16 protein-coding genes and 1 pseudogene are annotated in these 17,022 nt (G+C 46.6%); 10 read left to right on the top strand and 7 right to left on the bottom strand.

Features of this window, described 5'->3' with window-relative positions; translation table 11 throughout:
* Positions 1-12: 12 nt before the first annotated feature.
* Both AB4583_RS09730 and uraH read right to left on the bottom strand, forming a co-directional pair.
* Positions 13-1,356, bottom strand: a complete 1,344-nt coding sequence (locus AB4583_RS09730) for an NCS2 family permease (RefSeq protein WP_017065002.1) — start codon at positions 1,354-1,356, stop codon at positions 13-15.
* 244 nt (positions 1,357-1,600) lie between these two features.
* A complete protein-coding gene (gene uraH, locus AB4583_RS09735; protein WP_017083063.1) occupies positions 1,601-1,954 on the bottom strand; it encodes a hydroxyisourate hydrolase in 354 nt (117 codons plus the stop codon).
* Positions 1,955-2,365: 411 nt separating this feature from the next.
* Between uraH and puuE the strand changes: the two genes are divergently transcribed.
* The 10 genes and pseudogenes from puuE (at position 2,366) to AB4583_RS09785 (ending at position 9,297) form a co-directional block, all read left to right on the top strand.
* Positions 2,366-3,304, top strand: a complete 939-nt coding sequence (gene puuE / locus AB4583_RS09740) for an allantoinase PuuE (protein WP_017069065.1) — start codon at positions 2,366-2,368, stop codon at positions 3,302-3,304.
* Positions 3,305-3,326: 22 nt separating this feature from the next.
* On the top strand, positions 3,327-3,842 hold the full coding sequence (gene uraD, locus AB4583_RS09745; protein ID WP_017061596.1) for a 2-oxo-4-hydroxy-4-carboxy-5-ureidoimidazoline decarboxylase: 516 nt from the start codon (positions 3,327-3,329) through the stop codon (positions 3,840-3,842).
* A gap of 122 nt (positions 3,843-3,964) precedes the next feature.
* The gene (gene alc / locus AB4583_RS09750; RefSeq protein WP_017069066.1) at positions 3,965-4,951 is read left to right on the top strand and encodes an allantoicase; all 987 of its coding nucleotides are present in this window, start codon (positions 3,965-3,967) and stop codon (positions 4,949-4,951) included.
* 14 nt (positions 4,952-4,965) lie between these two features.
* Positions 4,966-5,526, top strand: a complete 561-nt coding sequence (locus AB4583_RS09755; RefSeq protein WP_017069067.1) for an ureidoglycolate lyase — start codon at positions 4,966-4,968, stop codon at positions 5,524-5,526.
* 14 nt (positions 5,527-5,540) lie between these two features.
* On the top strand, positions 5,541-6,857 hold the full coding sequence (locus AB4583_RS09760; RefSeq protein ID WP_372117169.1) for a urate hydroxylase PuuD: 1,317 nt from the start codon (positions 5,541-5,543) through the stop codon (positions 6,855-6,857).
* 412 nt (positions 6,858-7,269) lie between these two features.
* Positions 7,270-7,542, top strand: a complete 273-nt coding sequence (locus AB4583_RS09765; RefSeq protein ID WP_017064999.1) for a DUF4282 domain-containing protein — start codon at positions 7,270-7,272, stop codon at positions 7,540-7,542.
* Between the two features lie 47 nt (positions 7,543-7,589).
* Positions 7,590-7,679 (top strand): annotated as a pseudogene (locus tag AB4583_RS09770) (AraC family transcriptional regulator); the annotation flags it as partial.
* A gap of 96 nt (positions 7,680-7,775) precedes the next feature.
* Positions 7,776-8,015: a hypothetical protein gene (locus AB4583_RS09775; protein WP_017064998.1), complete on the top strand. Its 240-nt coding sequence runs from the start codon at positions 7,776-7,778 to the stop codon at positions 8,013-8,015.
* 16 nt (positions 8,016-8,031) lie between these two features.
* Complete coding sequence (locus AB4583_RS09780) at positions 8,032-8,505, top strand: GrpB family protein (protein WP_372117172.1); 474 nt, start codon at positions 8,032-8,034, stop codon at positions 8,503-8,505.
* 267 nt (positions 8,506-8,772) lie between these two features.
* Complete coding sequence (locus tag AB4583_RS09785; protein WP_102320850.1) at positions 8,773-9,297, top strand: hypothetical protein; 525 nt, start codon at positions 8,773-8,775, stop codon at positions 9,295-9,297.
* Here the strand turns inward: AB4583_RS09785 and AB4583_RS09790 are convergent.
* The 5 genes from AB4583_RS09790 to xdhA all read right to left on the bottom strand — a co-directional run bounded on the left by AB4583_RS09790 (position 9,294) and on the right by xdhA (position 16,630).
* Positions 9,294-10,175 carry an AEC family transporter gene (locus AB4583_RS09790; protein ID WP_004732869.1) on the bottom strand — a complete coding sequence of 294 codons (882 nt, stop codon included), beginning with the start codon at positions 10,173-10,175 and terminating at the stop codon, positions 9,294-9,296. The two genes, AB4583_RS09785 and AB4583_RS09790, sit on opposite strands and share 4 nt — an antisense overlap.
* A gap of 287 nt (positions 10,176-10,462) precedes the next feature.
* A complete protein-coding gene (gene guaD, locus AB4583_RS09795; protein WP_372117174.1) occupies positions 10,463-11,797 on the bottom strand; it encodes a guanine deaminase in 1,335 nt (444 codons plus the stop codon).
* Positions 11,798-11,856: 59 nt separating this feature from the next.
* Positions 11,857-12,738 carry a xanthine dehydrogenase accessory protein XdhC gene (xdhC, locus tag AB4583_RS09800; RefSeq protein ID WP_372117176.1) on the bottom strand — a complete coding sequence of 294 codons (882 nt, stop codon included), beginning with the start codon at positions 12,736-12,738 and terminating at the stop codon, positions 11,857-11,859.
* Between the two features lie 48 nt (positions 12,739-12,786).
* The gene (gene xdhB, locus AB4583_RS09805) at positions 12,787-15,192 is read right to left on the bottom strand and encodes a xanthine dehydrogenase molybdopterin binding subunit (protein WP_372117177.1); all 2,406 of its coding nucleotides are present in this window, start codon (positions 15,190-15,192) and stop codon (positions 12,787-12,789) included.
* The gene (gene xdhA / locus AB4583_RS09810) at positions 15,185-16,630 is read right to left on the bottom strand and encodes a xanthine dehydrogenase small subunit (RefSeq protein WP_032549154.1); all 1,446 of its coding nucleotides are present in this window, start codon (positions 16,628-16,630) and stop codon (positions 15,185-15,187) included. Before xdhA ends, xdhB begins: the two co-directional genes overlap by 8 nt.
* Positions 16,631-17,022: the final 392 nt, after the last annotated feature.

Consider the following 17,022-nt stretch of genomic DNA (forward strand, 5'->3'; position numbering starts at 1 on the left):
GGAGCTTTAGGGTTAACCGATGAACACTAGCTTGGCGATGAAGATAGCCGCTAGGAAGTACATCGAGATAGACACATCTTTGGTTTTACCTGTCGCCAACTTAAGCACTGTGTAGGTAATGAAACCCAGTGCGATACCGTTCGCGATAGAGAAGGTCAGTGGCATCATTAGTGCGGTAATCGCGGCTGGAGCACCGTTAGTGAAGTCTTTCCAATCGACGTGCTGCATGCTGCTCATCATCACGAATGCGACGTAAATAAGAGCACCAGACGTTGCGTAAGCGGGGATCATGCCTGCAAGCGGTGATAGGAAAATTGCCGCTAAGAACAACACACCAACCACGATTGCTGAAAGACCTGTACGTGCGCCTGCTGCAACACCGGCTGCACTCTCTACATAACTGGTTACTGGCGGACAGCCTACACACGCACCTGCCACGCTTGAAATACTGTCGGCTTTCAGTGCTTTGCTTAGGCCTTCAATCTTGCCGGTTTCAGGGTTAGTGAGGTTTGCACGCTCAGCTACGCCCATCAAGGTACCAGCCGTATCGAACATGTTTACAAAAAGGAAAGCCAAGATAACGCTGATCATCGATACATTCAGTGCACCTGCGATATCCATTGCCATAAAGGTAGGCGCTAGGCTTGGTGGTGCAGCGAAGAAGCCATCGTAGTGAACTAAGCCAAGCATCATGCCGACGAGTGTTACACTCAAAATACCGATAAGTACCGCACCAAACACTTTACGTTCACTCAGAACCGCAATGATCAAGAATGCAATAGCAGCGAGCAGAGCTTCTGGTTTGGTGAAGTCACCCAATGAAACCAAAGTTGCTGGGTTTTCGACGACGATACCCGCTGTTTTTAAGCCAATGAGACCTAAGAACAAACCAACACCTGCAGTCATGGAATAGCGCAAGCTCTCAGGAATACTCTCGATGATCCATTGGCGGACTTTGTAAAAGCTCATCCCGACGAACAAGATACCGGAGATAAACACCGCACCTAGCGCGACTTCCCAGCTGTAGCCCATTTCGCTTACTACCGTGAATGAGAAGAAGGCATTCAAGCCCATGCCCGGTGCAAGGCCGACAGGCCAGTTCGCAAATAGTCCCATTAACAAACAACCGATCGCAGCACCAATACAGGTTGCGACGAATACCGCCCCTGCATCCATACCCGATGCGGCCATAATTTGTGGGTTAACGAAGATGATGTAAGCCATGGTTGCGAAGGTGGTGACACCGCCGACCAACTCATTTTTTACGCTGCTTCCGTGTGCCTTAATCTTAAAGAGTTTCTCTAAAATTCCGTTGTTCGCATCTTGGTTGAGTATTTCTGTTTTACTCTCACTCATGTCTGCAAGTCCTTTTATGTTGTGATCCATTTATTGAATACAGCGAGATTTCAATATTAAGTTTTAAGATTTTTCCTAGCTCTAACTCGTTATGAATAAGCTTTTCGTGGCTCATTTTTTAACTGTTAACGTTGTTAGTATTTTTATGTGAGCGTGCTTAATGAGCGCGCATCTTTTTAGATGCACGCATGAATCTGTTTATTATTGGGTGATAGAGCCTAGATCGGGATTCTAAGCATCGGGACTAACTGCCCCGATAGGTTGAGAAACTGTAAGGCGAGACGAGAAGAGGAACGTGATAATGCGCTTCTGGATCATCTAGACCAAAGCGAATAACCACATCGTCTAGGAAAGGCACGCCATCCAATTCCACGCCTTTACTTCTGTAGTAATCGGCTACGTAAAACACCAATTGATATTTCCCCGGTCGGAAATCATTCCCTGCCAGAATCGGCGCATCGGTTCGGCCATCGGAGTTAGTAATTACCGTCGCCAACTTTTCTGTTGAGTCTTCATTGACCTTATAAAGCTCTACCTTGATCTCTGCACCCGGTAAGCCGTGAGTTGTGTCTAATACGTGTGTTGTTAATCTTCCCATAGTCCTTTAATAGCGCTTTTGGCGCTCCTCTGTTCCGTGGTTTATCTGTCTGTTTCGACCTTGCAAAGAACGCAACTGGTCACTTTGTTATCACTAACTATGTACGAACTGTACACAATTAGTAAAGCTAATTGTTGGAAAAATGTTAACTATTGTGTCGTTTTTTCTGACTTTATAGATCTTGATTATCGTTTTTTGGTGAGTTTTTGTTTTATTAAGTTGTTGTTTTTAATTTTAAATAGTGCGTAAATTTAACTTGAATAACAAAATCTTTACATTGAGATAAATAATTGTATACAATAAATGTACAGGGGTAAGGTTGCTCTGTTTATCGAGAATCCATTTGGTTGAATCATTTGGTGACTTACTTAAAGAGCGGCTAAGCCAACCACTTATGTTAGGAGTACTTGGATGAATAAGGATTATTCAAGAAATTTGATCGGTTACGGAGTTAACCCTCCAAACCCTCAATGGCCAGGTAATGCGCGCGTCGCGGTTTCTTTTGTATTGAACTATGAAGAGGGCGGTGAGCGTTGTTTGTTACATGGAGACGACGAGTCTGAAGCTTTTCTTTCAGAGATCCCGTCAGCACAGCCGATCAAAGGCGAACGTCACATGAGCATGGAGTCCATCTATGAATATGGTAGCCGTGCGGGTGTATGGCGTGTTCTTCGCTTGTTCGATGAATATGAAATCCCACTGACCGTCTTTGCGGTTGCAATGGCGATTGAGCGTCATCCTGACGTTGCTAAAGCCATGGTCGAAGCGGGGCACGAAATCTGTAGCCACGGTTATCGCTGGATAGACTATCAATACATTGATGAGTCTGAAGAGCGCGACCACATGACCAAAGCGATCGAGATCATCCAACAAGTGACGGGTCAACGCCCAAAAGGTTGGTACACAGGTCGAACTGGGCCAAATACGCGTCGCTTGGTTGCAGAAGAGGGCGGTTTTCTTTATGACTCAGATGCCTATGATGATGACCTGCCTTATTGGCACACCGAGACTGGTCATCCGCAATTGGTGATCCCTTATACACTTGATGTGAACGACATGCGTTTTTCAACGGCGCAAGGCTTTAACTCTGGTGAGCAGTTCTTCCAATATCTGAAAGACACGTTTGACACCCTTTATATGGAAGGCGAAACCGCACCGAAAATGATGTCGGTTGGGTTGCATTGTCGTCTGATTGGTCGCCCCGGTCGTATTGCTGCATTAAGACGTTTCTTAGATTACGTAAAACAGCACGACAGCGTGTGGTTATGTCGTCGAATCGATATCGCCAACCACTGGCACCAACATCATCCATATCAACCAAATAACGCTAATCATCAACAGCAAAAGTAGCAGTGAAGCAAGGAGGCTTAACGTGACTGAATTTCGATCTTGCCAACCAACAACCATGAACCGCGATACCTTTGTCGCGCACTTTGCTGATGTGTACGAACACAGCCCATGGGTTGCTGAAGCGGTTTATGACCAAGGTTTGAATGCCGAAGATGATCATATCGAGAATCTTCATCTAAAAATGGCATCAACCTTGTTAAATGCCGACCAAGGCAAACAGTTGGCTTTGATCAATGCTCACCCAGATTTAGCGGGCAGAGCAGCAGTAAACGGCGAACTCACCGAGTCGTCGACCAAAGAACAAGCGGGGGCGGGCATCGACCAGTGCAGCGCCGAAGAATTTGAAAAATTCACTTCTTACAACAACAGCTACAAAAGTCGCTTCAATTTCCCTTTTATCATGGCGGTGAAGGGAGCCAATCGTTACCAAATTCTTGAGTCGTTCGAGATGCGATTAGGAAATGATAGTGAAACTGAGTTTGCTACGGCGATTCAAGAGATCAATAAGATCGCGATGTTTCGTCTCTGGGATATGTAAGTTAACGGAGTTAACAGCTATCTCAGCCCAGTCTTAGTGCCTAAAGGTTTGATTTGTAAAAACATAAGCCACTAAGTTCTCATTTTATTATTACTTGATTAATTTCATAGGATTACACGGAAATGACCCATAAATTTGAACAGTACATAAACCTTGCAGACGAAAAACTCGGCGCAGAAGCTATCTTCGCAACAGACGATTTTTTCGCCGATAAAAGTCGTCTACTCAGCCACGCAGCACCAGAGTGGAAAGACGACTTATATGACGACAACGGCAAGTGGATGGACGGCTGGGAAAGCAGACGTAAACGCGGCGAAGGTTACGACTACTGTGTCGTTCGCCTTGGTCTAGCTGGCACCATTGCTGGCGTTGATATTGATACCTCATTCTTCACAGGTAACTTCCCACCTTCGGCATCAATCGACGCGTGTTATTCACCACAAGGTGAGCCAACAGATTCAACAGAGTGGCAAGAAATTCTGCCTTCAATGGCACTACAGGGTGATCATCATCATCTTGAAGACATCGAAAGTGACCAAGTATTTACGCACCTACGTTTGAACATCTACCCAGACGGCGGTGTCGCACGTCTACGTGTTTATGGCCGACCAAGCGTGGATTGGGACGCAATAGATTCTCAGCAACAAGTTGACCTAGCAGCCGTTGAACACGGTGGCCGAGCACTCGCATGTAGCGATGAGCACTACGGTAACAAAGCCAACATCTTAGGCCCAGGCCGTGGTGAAAACATGGGTGATGGCTGGGAAACAGCACGTCGTCGCACACCGGGTAACGATTGGGTAATCGTGGCATTAGGCCACCCAGGTAATATCGAACGTATCGTTGTGGATACGGCACACTTCAAAGGTAACTACCCAGACAGCTGCTCAATCCAAGCGGCTTACGTGAAAGGTGGCACCGACGACCAAGTGGAAACACAAAGCCTATTTTGGCGTGAACTGTTGCCAGCACAAAAGCTGCAAGCGCATGAGATTCACGAATTCATTTCTGAGGTAAACGACCTTGGTGCGATTACCCACGTACGTGCAAACATATTCCCAGATGGTGGTATCAGCCGTTTGCGTCTGTTTGGTACGAAAGCGAAATAGGTAAGGAAATGAGTATGAGTAATGGAATACGTCGTTTATCTATCGAACCGTTAACCAAGCAGGCTTTTGCAGAGTTTGGGGATGTTATCGAGTCCGATAATAGTGATTTCTTCATGATCAACAGTGGATCAACACGTCGCTACCACAAGCTAGCGACAACGGATGTGCAAGACCAAGACGGAGAAGCCATCATCAGCATCTTCCAAGCCACACCGTTGAGCTACCCACTGACCATCAAAATGTTAGAGCGTCATCCACTTGGCTCTCAGGCATTCATTCCATTACTTGGTCAACCCTATTTAATTGTTGTTGCGCCAAAAGGCGACGATCCTACATTAGCCAATAGCCGAGCTTTCTTGAGCAACGGTCGTCAAGGAGTGAACTATCACAAAGGGGTGTGGCATCACCCAGTTCTCGCCCTCACCGAGCAAGACCAGTTCTTGATCGTCGATAGAGGCGGCGAAGGACACAACTGTGACGAAGTTTATTTCGACAGCGACCGAGTGGCGTTGCATTTGGACGATCTGCCAACGGACGACAATAAGGAAGATCAACGCTTAGCTAAAGCGTTGTGATACAGGAGTTTATTATGGATCCGCATATTACAGAATGGTTGAATCTAGCAATACGCTGGGCTCACATGATTGTTGGTGTTGCGTGGATAGGCGCATCATTTTACTTTGTTTGGTTAGAGAACAACCTTAACCGAGTAAACCCAAAAACGGGCCTTTCAGGCGACTTATGGGCAATTCACGGCGGTGGTATTTATCACCTAGAAAAGTACAAACTTGCGCCACCAGAGATGCCAGAGCACCTGCACTGGTTTAAATGGGAAGCTTACTTCACGTGGATCACAGGTGTGTGTCTACTGGGTGTGGTCTACTACCTCAACGCTGAAATCTACCTGATTGCACCGGGCTCTGGTCTTGATTCAACAACGGCAATCGCGATTGGTATTGGTTCATTCGTTGCTGGTTGGTTTATCTACGACTTACTGTGTGACTCGCCTTTAGGTAAAACCCCCGTGTTGCTTGGCGTTGTGCTGTTTTTGCTGCTCGTCGCTGCGACGTACGGCCTAACTCAAGTGTTCAGTGGCCGTGGTGCTTACATTCATGTGGGTGCAATCATTGGTACCATCATGGTGGGTAACGTATTCCGCGTTATCATGCCTGCACAACGTAACTTGGTGAAAGCGATTGAAGAGAAGCGCGAACCGGATCCGGCATTGCCAGCGAAAGGTCTACTGCGTTCTCGTCACAACAACTACATGACCCTGCCAGTGCTGTTCATCATGATCAGTAACCACTTCCCAAGCACTTATGGCTCGGAATACAACTGGCTGATCCTTGCTGGGCTAGCGATTTTCAGTATCTTGGTGCGCCACTACTTCAATACCCGTCACGGTAGTCAGAAGTTTGCATGGACAGTGCCAGTCGCGGCATTGGGTATGATCACGCTTGCGTTTGTTACTTCACCTTACGCGAAAAAGCAGATGAATCCGGTTGTACAAGCGCCAGTGGTTCAAGAAGTGCAAGTAAGCGCGACTGAATCAGCGACAGAAGAACTTGCTGCAAACGACACCGCTTCAACGACTAGTTCTCAGGCCGCACCAGCAGACCACGCAATGCAAACGGCTAGCGCAGGTGTAAGCTTTGAAACCATTAACAAAGTCATTCAAGAGCGCTGTTCTGTGTGTCATTCATCAACCCCGAGCCACGCCGCTTTTGCTGCTGCGCCAGCCGGTGTGATGTTTGATACCCCTGAAGAGATTAAAGCCAACGTCCCAAGGATTGTTGCTCAAACCGTAACAACCAAGGTGATGCCGCTCGGCAACATGACTCAAATGACCGACGAAGAACGCGCACTCATCGGCACTTGGGTAGAGCAAGGCGCTACGCTTCAATAATCATACTTTGTAATAAAAGTACTCAGCATCCTTTACCTAAGAGCATGAGTCTTAGGTGAGGCTTGGGGAGAGTTTGGTTTACGGGCACGCGCCAAACTCATCCCACCCTGTTTCCCCGGTTCCTATAACCGGGGCTTTTTGTTGTTTTTGGACAAAGGCATATTAGAAACTTTATTAGTATGCATCCTTAATAGTTTTATGAACCCACCGACGTGAGTTCGATATTTGCGTTACATGACATATTTAGTTGCATATAAATTGTTGTTGGTCATGAAATTTAGGCTGTATGTTTGGTATGTGTATGTTCTGAAAGGAAAGCTTGTTGAAATTCAAAGCTTTTGATTGCGAATATTCACAAAGAACTAGTTAGATACCCAAGTATAAATTTCATAAAAAATAAGGAAATATAGTAATGAAATCAGTTTTTTCGTTCGACTCAATGTTAACTCCTAAGTTAGTTACTGGCCTATATTGGTTGTTGTTGCTAATCGCTGTAGTTTCAGGACTAGCAACCATGTTTGGAGGATATGGAGGCGTAACATTTGAGAAGTTTATTCTTGGTGCGTTTACGATATTAGGCGGCGCTATAGGTGCGAGAATTTGGTGTGAATTGATGATAGTTATCTTCAAAATTAATGAAAACCTGCAGTCTCTAAAGGACTTAAAAGGCGAGACTGAAGCCTAGTATTCAGATGCGTGACAGCTAACACTTCGATGTTAGCTGTCTAACATGCCGAAGCTGCAATTCACTATGTTGCGCCTGTTGGTGAGAAAGAAGACTCTGTGAATCATTGCATGTCGATAGTAAGTACTTACGTTTAAACTGATTCATTGCGTGCGCAGTCCTGTATAAGGTTCTTGATATGAATCTCTACCCATGGCATTTTTAGTCCAAATTGACTTTACTTAGGACAAAAAATGGAAGACTTGATAGTCGCGTATTTTAGGGCATTGAGCTCATTCTTTAGGTATCTGTTTCAGTCGATCTTGATTGAGTTCATTGGTTACGGAGCTGGCTGGATAGTCTGTAAAGTATTCACACTAGGGCGCTTTCCCCCATTGATTCCAACCGACAAAGAGCGAACCAGAATCTCTTATATCGGAGCTATTAGTATCGTGTTGCTTCTGTTAGCAATTGGTGTCTTCAATAGTTTGTGATTCGGAGTGAAGATATATGAAATTTTACCCTGCGGAACAATACCAAGCGGCTTGCAACGAGCTGTTTGTCCGATACGAACGTGACATCAAAAAGCTAATCCTTAATGCGAGAGTTGAGCACGTAGGCGCATCTTCTATTCCATCTGCAGTATCTAAAGGCGACTTGGATATATTCGTCGGTATTGAATCGAGTGAACTTGAGTACGCCATTGAACAACTCACAACACTCGGCTTCAATGAGAAACTCGATACCTTAAGAACGCCGGAACTGTGCATGTTGGAGTCTACATCAGGACATGACGTGGCCTTGCAAGTAGTTGCCAATGGTTCTGAGTTCGAATGTTTTCTAAGGTTTCGTGACAAGCTACGTGCGAATCCGGCATTAGTGGAGCAATACAACACCCTCAAAATGTCTTGTGAAGGTTGGCCACAAGATGAATACCGCGAAAAGAAGTCGGCTTTTATCGAGCATGTGTTGGCTTTGAAATAACAACAAGTTTCGATTGGATATTATTCATCCAAATCCTAACTTTTTGTGCTGTTTTTACTTTCCTCTTACACTCTTTTCAAATATCGAATTTAGTATCAAATTTCTCTTTGTTATACAGGCAAGTCTCTCATTATGAAGAACTTCTTTGATAGCGAACTCATGCTCTCTAGCTCTTTGAATTTCGTTTTGCTATCGCTTGGGCTAACGCTCCTTTTTCATCTTCCGATTTGGTGTGGGTTCAACTTGAGCCGACGAAAATGGAAGCTCATGGATTATTTATGGCCGTTCTTGGCGGGTATCGGGATGCTGGGTGCGGTGTCTGAGATTCGTGCGAAAGTAGCGGGCGATTGGGTTGAAACCGAACAAACCAGAGCGGTGGCGATTTTAGAATCGGTTCAGCAGTTTTCTTTGGATAAGCTGCGAAGTGATACCTGCACAGGTCAACCATCTTTGGATAATCACGCTCAGCACCATGAAGCGTGTTTGTGGTATTTGAATACGGCGATCACGTTCAAAGACGTTGATTTCACCTTGTTACCCAACGCATCGGATTTTACAGTTCCTGCGCCTAGTGTATCGCTGGTGGAAAGTGATGCCGTGTGGGTGGATGGTATGCTGAGTCAGTATGAGATGCAGAAAAACCAATACATAAAAACCAGAGAAGCGCAGGTGAAGCAGCCATTAGAAAGCCTCTTCTGGTATGTGAGTCCTTACTTAGTCTGTTTCGCTATTGCTCTGCGCCTTACTAAAGTGACGGCAGAGCTTAAACTGGATAAGTGCGTAAACAATTAACTCGACATAGACAGAGCGAACGACAGCAAGATAGGCAAGGTAACCACACTTAGGAAGTTGCCGAACAACACCATAGACGCGACTTTAGGCGGCTCGACATTGAACCGTTCAGCGAACAGGTAGTTCATCACGGCAGGTGGCAGCATGGTGAACAGCACCATCATTTGTAGGTGCAGCGTTGGCAGCGGGATAAAGAAGTAGATGATGGCGAAGGCGATGGCACCAGTAAACAGCGATTGAGCCGTACACAGCAAGCCAACTTTGAGTCCGCTTAGCTTCAAGTTCACCATTTGCGAACCCAACGACAACAGCATAATTGGGACAGCAGCTTGTCCAAGCAGTGAAGTGGCTTCGTAGATTGGATTCCATACTGCAATGCCAGACAGGTTGAGCGTCATCGCTAATGCTGCGGCTAAGAATATCGGCATCTTGAGGATCTGTTTGATCGGATTACCTTCGCTTAGTAGCGCTAAACCGACACTAATGTGCACGCATGCCGATACCACAAACAGCAATACCGCAGGGGCTAATGCACTCTCACCAAAGGTATAGGTGAACAGGGGAATGGCCAGGTTGCCACTGTTGCGGAACATATGTGGCGGCGCCCAAGCTTTGAAGTTGAGCTTAAAGATCTTACAGATTGGTATCATCAATAAAGCGGGCACCAACACCGCGACCAAAGAGGCGGTGATGAGTGGCAGTTGTTCGGTGTCGAGAGGCATGGTGGTCAGCGAGGCAAACACTAGCGCAGGAATACACACATCCATGTTGATGCGATTGATCGGTTTGAAATCGGGCTTGAGCCAACGACCCACCGCAAAGCCAGCACTGGCTAAAGCAAAAACGGGAAACAGAATGCTGACGACCTGTTCGAACATAGAATTCCTTTCTAGATTGAGTGCTTCCATTTAGCTGAGAAACGAATGTTTTAGAGAGACGCTAAAGTGAAGTATGAAGTCGATATGTATAAACATTAACCTATCAATATAATGACTTGGCGTCACCGAAGATCGTTGTTTGTGAACGGTTAATTTATATTTCTTTGAATGAAGCACAAAAAAGACCAGTGGCATCAGCAACTGCTCTTTCAAGGCTAGATAAATCTGGACGGATTTTTAATTAACGACGGCTGTCGCTGTCTAGCGATTGTTACTCGGTTTTCAGTCTAGCTAACGAGCTTTTGATAATCTTTGAAATTCACATCGTAGGCTTTCTCGCCGTAGATGTAAGTCTCGCTGACGGTTCTGTCGTCACCCAAGCTCATCAATACAAACAGCTTCTCTTCAAGCTTGGTGGTTTGTTCCATTCTAAAGCGCATCAGCTGAGTAGCGTGTAGATCCAACACCACGAAATCCGCTTCTTTGCCGACTTCCAAGTTACCAATCTTGTCTTCTAAATGCAGCGAACGTGCGCCGCCTAGTGTTGCCAAGAACAGCGACTTAGCTGGGTGCAGCTTCTTATGCTGTAACTGCATGATCTTGTACGCTTCACTCATTGTTTGCAGGATTGAGAAGCTGGTGCCTGCGCCTACATCAGTACCCATACCAACACGAATGCCGTGCTCTTCCATTTCTGGTAATCGGAATAAACCTGAGCCTAAGAACAGGTTAGAGGTCGGGCAGAAAGCAATGGCAGATTCCGTGTCGGCTAGGCGCTTACATTCGCAATCAGACAAGTGAATGCCATGGGCGAAAACCGAACGTTTGTGCAGTAGGCCATAGTGGTCATACACATCCAAATAGCTGTCGCGCTCTGGGAACAGTTCTTTTACCCATTCAATCTCTTTCTCGTTTTCAGAAAGGTGCGTGTGTATATACACATCTGGGTACTCTTCTAGCAATTTACCAACGGTAGCCAATTGTTCTGGTGTACTGGTTGGCGCGAAGCGAGGCGTTACGGCATAGTGCAAACGACCACGCTTGTGCCACTTTTCGATTAACTCTTTTGAGTCTGCATAGCCAGATTCTGGTGTGTCGGTGAGGTAATCAGGCGCGTTGCGATCCATCAGAACCTTACCCGCGATCATACGTAGGTTACGCTTCTCGGCTTCTTCAAAGAATACGTTAACCGACTCTTTGTGTACCGTGCCAAATACGAGTGCAGTGGTGGTGCCGTTGCTTGCCAATTCGTCTAGGAATAGCTTCGCCACTTTGTGTGCGTAAACTGGGTTTTTGAAGCGCTTTTCTTCTGGGAAGGTGTAGTTCTCTAACCAATCAAGAAGCTGCTCACCGTAAGACGCGATCATCCCTGTTTGAGGGTAGTGGATGTGCGTATCAATAAAGCCAGAGGTGATCAGCTTGTCTTTGTATTGTTTTACTTCGAGTGTTTTAGGTTGGCGAGCTAATACCTCATCGGCATGGCCTAAGTCGACGACATGGCCGTTCTCAACCACTAAAACACCGTCTTCAAAATAGTCGTAAGACTCATCGATGCCGACATCTTTTGGGTCGGCGACGCTGTGTAAAATACTGGCGCGATAAGCTTTGCGTTGCGTTGTCATGTTTACTTCCTTTTAATGACTTCAGCGACGTTATGGCCACTGAAGCTTTGCGACTTTTATTAGGCGATCTTCTCTTCCAATGGTGGTTCGCCTACGTCGCTTGGTTGACTGTGTTGATCGGTCAAATCCTGATTTCGATATTGTTTGGTTGGGCGCTTTTGTTCAAGTGCTTGGCCTTGATAGTGTGCGATCAGTTCACCCGCAACCGACACCGCAATTTCGGCAGGGTGTTTACCATTCACAGCGCTAATACCAATTGGGCAAATCATGGTTTCAATTTGCTCTTGGCTATAGCCGCGTTGCTCTAAGCGGAAGTCGAACTTCTTGCGCTTAGTGAGTGATCCAATCATGCCGAAGTAACGGCTGTCTTCACGGTCGATGATGGCCTTAGTTAGGTCAAAATCGAGCTGGTGGTTGTGCGACATTACAAGGTAATAGCTGTTCGGTGGCATGTGTTTCACCTCGCCTACTGGGTCGTCTGAAACAAGCTTTTTCACACCGTGTGGCAGTGTTTCAGGGAACACTTCTTCACGTTCATCAATCCAGGTCACACGGAAGGGCAGAGTCGCGACAATGTGCAGCAGCGCTTTGGCAACGTGCCCAGCGCCAAACAGCACAAGGTGATTCTGCTGAGTGCCAATCGGCTCAAAGCTTAACGTTGCCATTCCGCCACAACACTGGCCTAAACGAGCACCGAGGTTGAAGCGTTCCACTTTGAGTGATTTCTCGCTGGCAATCAGCATCTCGCGAGCCATTTTAGTGGCCACATGTTCAAGATGACCACCACCAATCGTAGCGATGATTCGGTCACGAGTGACAAGCATTTTGGTGCCCGCATCGCGTGGAACGGAACCTCTGTCTTCGAGCACCGTCACCATCACACACGGTTCGTAGTTCTCTTCCAGTTTTGCCAGTTCGTGAATCCAATTATCCTTAAACATATGTCCTCCTAAATCCCTTCTATACTTCCCAAGCTATCATGAGCCTTATTAAGCCGTTTCTGATTGAGCATCGACCGAAGTCGGAGCCGTTTCAGTGACTTCTTGAATAGCCATCAGAATACGCTCTGGTGTCGCAGGTGTGTTGAGCTTAGGAATCGCGCCATCGACGGCTACATAGCTAATGGCGTCTTTCAGTGCGCTCCATACCGACATACCCAACATGAAAGGCGGTTCACCCACGGCTTTCGAGTTGAAGACGGTGTCTTCTGGATTGTTGCGGTTTTCTAAAAGGTGCGTTCTGAAATCAATTGGCATATCAGCTATCGCTGGAATTTTGTAACTTGCAGGGCCATTGGTCATCAAGCGGCCTTGCTGGTTCCAAACCAACTCTTCCGTGGTTAACCAGCCGACACCTTGTACGAAGCCACCTTCGACTTGGCCGATATCAATCGCAGGGTTCAATGAAGCGCCTACGTCATGCAGAATATCGACACGCAGAATCTTGTTCTCGCCAGTCAGGGTATCGATGATGACTTCTGAACAAGAAGCACCATAGGCGTAGTAGTAGAACGGACGACCACGCGCCTTCTCGTGGTCGTAATAGATCTTCGGAGTGCGATAGAAGCCAGTGCTTGATAGCGAGATTTGGTTGAACCAAGCCAGTTCAACAAATGAGTTGAAGGTCATGATCTCATCGCGGATCTGCACCATGCCGTTTTTAAACACCACTTCTTCAGGCCACACTTTGAAGTGCGAAGAAGCGAAGTCGATCAGGCGCTGCTTAATGGTTATTGCGGCGTTTTGCGCGGCCTTACCGTTGAGGTCGGCGCCCGATGAGGCTGCGGTTGGTGATGTGTTCGGAACTTTGTCTGTGTTTGTAGCGGTGATCTGTATACGTTCGACATCGACTTGGAACTCCTGTGCAACGATTTGTGCCACTTTGATGTTCAAGCCTTGCCCCATTTCCGTACCACCGTGATTCAAATGAATACTGCCATCAGTGTAGATATGGATAAGCGCACCTGCTTGGTTCAAGAAAGTCGCAGTAAACGAGATGCCGAATTTCACCGGTGTGATAGCAAGACCTTTCTTCAAGATAGGGCTCTGCTTGTTGAACTCGGCAATGTCTTTACGACGTGCGTGATAGTCACTGCTGCGTTCAAGCTGTTCGGTTATCTCAGGTAAAAAGTTGTCTTCAACGGTTTGGTAGTAATGGGTCACGTTACGGCCTTCTTCGCCGTAGTAGTTCGCCTTACGTACTTCCAAAGGATCTTTTTTCAGGTAACGCGCAATCTCGTCCATGATGTGTTCAATCGTCATCATGCCTTGTGGACCACCAAAGCCACGATACGCAGTGTTCGATGCTGTGTTGGTTTTGCATCGGTGACCGACCACAGTTGCATCGCCTAAGTAATAAGCGTTGTCTGAGTGGAACATTGCGCGGTCTACGATAGAACTTGATAAGTCTGGTGAGTAACCACAGTTACCTGCAACGGTAATGTCGGCACCTTGAATCACACCATTGTCGTCAAAACCAACTGTGTATTGATTGTAGAACGGGTGGCGTTTACCGGTTTGCTGCATGTCTTCATTACGCAGCAGACGCATTTTGGTCGGTCGGCCTGTAAGGTGGGCAATCACCGCAGCCATACAGGCTGGAGAGGCTGCTTGAGTCTCTTTACCACCGAAACCACCACCCATACGACGCATATCAATCACGACTTTGTGCATCGGCACGCCAATCACTTCCGCAACCAGCTTTTGAACTTCGGTCGGGTTCTGTGTAGAGGTGTAGACGATCATGCCGCCGTCTTCGGTTGGCATTACACTACTGATTTGCGTTTCTAGGTAGAAGTGTTCTTGGCCACCGATCTCTAGGTCACCAGAGATCACGTGTTTCGCTTTTTTCAGTGCTGCTTTTGAGTCACCACGCTGTTGAGTGTGGCTTTCTGTTACGAAGTGCTCTTTTGCCAGCGCTTCTTTCACATCAAGAATGGCTGGTAGCTCTTCGTATTCAATAACGGCTGCGTGCGCGGCTTTGCGTGCGGTTTCTAGATCGTTAGCTGCCACAGCAATCACCGGTTGGCCGTAGTATTCTACTTTGCCATCGGCAAGCAGTGGGTCGCCCGGTAGGATTGCACCAATGTCCAATTCACCTGGTACGTCTTTGGCTTGAATGGCAATCGCCACGCCTTCAAATTCGTAACACGGTGATAGGTCTATTTTGGTGATGTTGGCGTGTGCTTGAGTGCTCAGGCGTGCGTAGACGTGCAGCTGATTTGGGAACTCTAGGCGGTCGTCAATGTATACCGCTTCGCCCGTGACTTGCTTGGCTGCACTGTCGTGTTTTACGCTTTTACCTACGCCAGTTTTTAGGTCTTGTTTTGCAATGGTAACCATCTCTTCGTGGGTCATCGCATTGCTCTTGTGAACAGAGGAATTTGATTTAGACATAAGACGTTACCCTTGTTTCGATTTGGTTGTTTTTGTTCTGCTGTTCAATGAAGTAACGACGCAACATATTGGCTGCCGACAATGAACGGTATTCTTGGCTGGCACGGAAATCAGATAGCGGCTCAAAGTCGTTATACAGTTCCTGCATCGCTAACTTAATATTAGCGTCTGTCCATGGTTTGCCTAATAACGTATTTTCACAACGCGCCGCGCGCTTAGGTGTTGCAGCCATACCGCCGAAAGCGATACGAGCGTAAGAAACCTTGCCGTCTTCGATTTGAATATCAAACGCACCACACACCGCAGAGATGTCGTCGTCTAAACGTTTAGACAGTTTGTAAGCTCGGAAGCTGTCGTTAGTTGGCTTAGGAATGATGATCTGTTCAATGAACTCACTCTCTTTTTGCGCCGTCACTTTGTAGCTGATGAAGTAATCTTCAATCGGCATGGTGCGTGACTCGTCACCGCAACGAAGTTTGATCTTTGCGTTAAGGGCAATCAGCAGAGGAGGGGTGTCACCGATAGGCGAAGCATTCGCTACATTACCGCCGATGGTGCCTTGGTTACGCACTTGCAGTGAAGCAAAGCGATGCAGCAGTTCACCAAAATCTGGGTAGTGTTTTTTCAATAGTGAGTAAGAATCACTGATAGGCAGGTTGGCACCAATGATTAGATCGGTGTCGGTCTCTTCACATACCTTCATGTCTTCAACAAGGTTCACGCTGATCAGTGTTTCAATCTCACGATGGAATTGCGTCACTTCCAGCGCTAAATCCGTACCGCCAGCAACCAGCTTAGCGTTCGGGTGGGCTTGAAAAAGCTTGGCCAACTCATCGGTGCTTTTTGGGGAAAAAGCGGTGAGGTGACCAAGGCGTAAGTTGGCCTCAGTGTCTTGAATGCTTTCTAGCTTCTTGATGGTGTTGCGTTCAAGTTCAGCAAATTGGTCGATCAAAGGTTGGTCTGTTGAAAGTGACATCGCAGCATCAACAATTGGTCGGTAGCCTGTACAACGACATAGGTTACCCGCCAGTGATTCCATGACGTCTTCTTTGCTCGCATCGGGTTTGTTTTTGCCTAGGGCAAACATCGACATGATGAAGCCCGGCGTGCAGTAACCACACTGTGAACCGTGAAAATCAACCACCGCTTTTTGCACTGGGTGCAATGAGCGATCTCGATTTTGCAGATCTTCTACTGTGATCAGTTGCTTGCCATGCAGCGCTGAAACGAACGTAAGGCAAGAGTTCACCGAGCGGTATTGCAGTTGTCCATCAACCACTTCACCCAGAACTACCGTACATGCGCCACAGTCGCCCGACCCACAACCTTCTTTTGTACCCGTCTTATTTATCTTGGTACGAAGGTAGTTGAGCACTGTCATATTTGGCGACAGATTATCTTCGCGTCTTATTTCCTGATTGAGCAAAAAAGTAATCAAGAGACCTCCTTGTAAATCGACATATTTCCATGTGTATTCTTTTTGACTTCTAGGTCAATAATTATCCATCCTGACCCTTCGGTCAACTATTTATTTACAAAAATGCAACAAAGATGGCTTGTCGTGAATTGTGTACAATTTAATTTTGGTCATAGTCGTATGTTTTATAAGGGTTTGGATTGAGATTGAACAGTTTTATGGTGTGAATGAATGGATAGCTATGTATACAAGATAAAGACAAGATTTATGGCACTGTTGGGAGTGATTCTGTAGAGGCTAAGATCGTTGTTGAGGCTAGAATAGACAGTGTTTTAGATGGATGTGAGCCGATCGTCGTCTTTATTTTTAGGTGAGAGGGCATAAAAAAGAGAAGCAAACGCAGGGGCTTACTT

The sequence above is a fragment of the Vibrio sp. 10N.222.49.C12 genome, from assembly GCF_041475025.1.
Lineage (GTDB): Bacteria > Pseudomonadota > Gammaproteobacteria > Enterobacterales > Vibrionaceae > Vibrio > Vibrio crassostreae_C.

Bases quoted from the DNA above. Each gene is read 5' to 3' on its own strand.
- AB4583_RS09775 (WP_017064998.1), top strand. From the start codon at position 7,776: ATGGAAGACTTGATAGTCGCGTATTTTAGGGCATTGAGCTCATTCTTT.
- AB4583_RS09730 (WP_017065002.1), bottom strand. From the start codon at position 1,356: ATGAGTGAGAGTAAAACAGAAATACTCAACCAAGATGCGAACAACGGA.
- puuE (WP_017069065.1), top strand. From the start codon at position 2,366: ATGAATAAGGATTATTCAAGAAATTTGATCGGTTACGGAGTTAACCCT.
- alc (WP_017069066.1), top strand. From the start codon at position 3,965: ATGACCCATAAATTTGAACAGTACATAAACCTTGCAGACGAAAAACTC.
- AB4583_RS09785 (WP_102320850.1), top strand. From the start codon at position 8,773: ATGGATTATTTATGGCCGTTCTTGGCGGGTATCGGGATGCTGGGTGCG.
- uraH (WP_017083063.1), bottom strand. From the start codon at position 1,954: ATGGGAAGATTAACAACACACGTATTAGACACAACTCACGGCTTACCG.
- AB4583_RS09780 (WP_372117172.1), top strand. From the start codon at position 8,032: ATGAAATTTTACCCTGCGGAACAATACCAAGCGGCTTGCAACGAGCTG.
- AB4583_RS09765 (WP_017064999.1), top strand. From the start codon at position 7,270: ATGAAATCAGTTTTTTCGTTCGACTCAATGTTAACTCCTAAGTTAGTT.
- AB4583_RS09760 (WP_372117169.1), top strand. From the start codon at position 5,541: ATGGATCCGCATATTACAGAATGGTTGAATCTAGCAATACGCTGGGCT.
- xdhB (WP_372117177.1), bottom strand. From the start codon at position 15,192: ATGTCTAAATCAAATTCCTCTGTTCACAAGAGCAATGCGATGACCCAC.
- AB4583_RS09790 (WP_004732869.1), bottom strand. From the start codon at position 10,175: ATGTTCGAACAGGTCGTCAGCATTCTGTTTCCCGTTTTTGCTTTAGCC.
- guaD (WP_372117174.1), bottom strand. From the start codon at position 11,797: ATGACAACGCAACGCAAAGCTTATCGCGCCAGTATTTTACACAGCGTC.
- AB4583_RS09755 (WP_017069067.1), top strand. From the start codon at position 4,966: ATGAGTAATGGAATACGTCGTTTATCTATCGAACCGTTAACCAAGCAG.
- xdhC (WP_372117176.1), bottom strand. From the start codon at position 12,738: ATGTTTAAGGATAATTGGATTCACGAACTGGCAAAACTGGAAGAGAAC.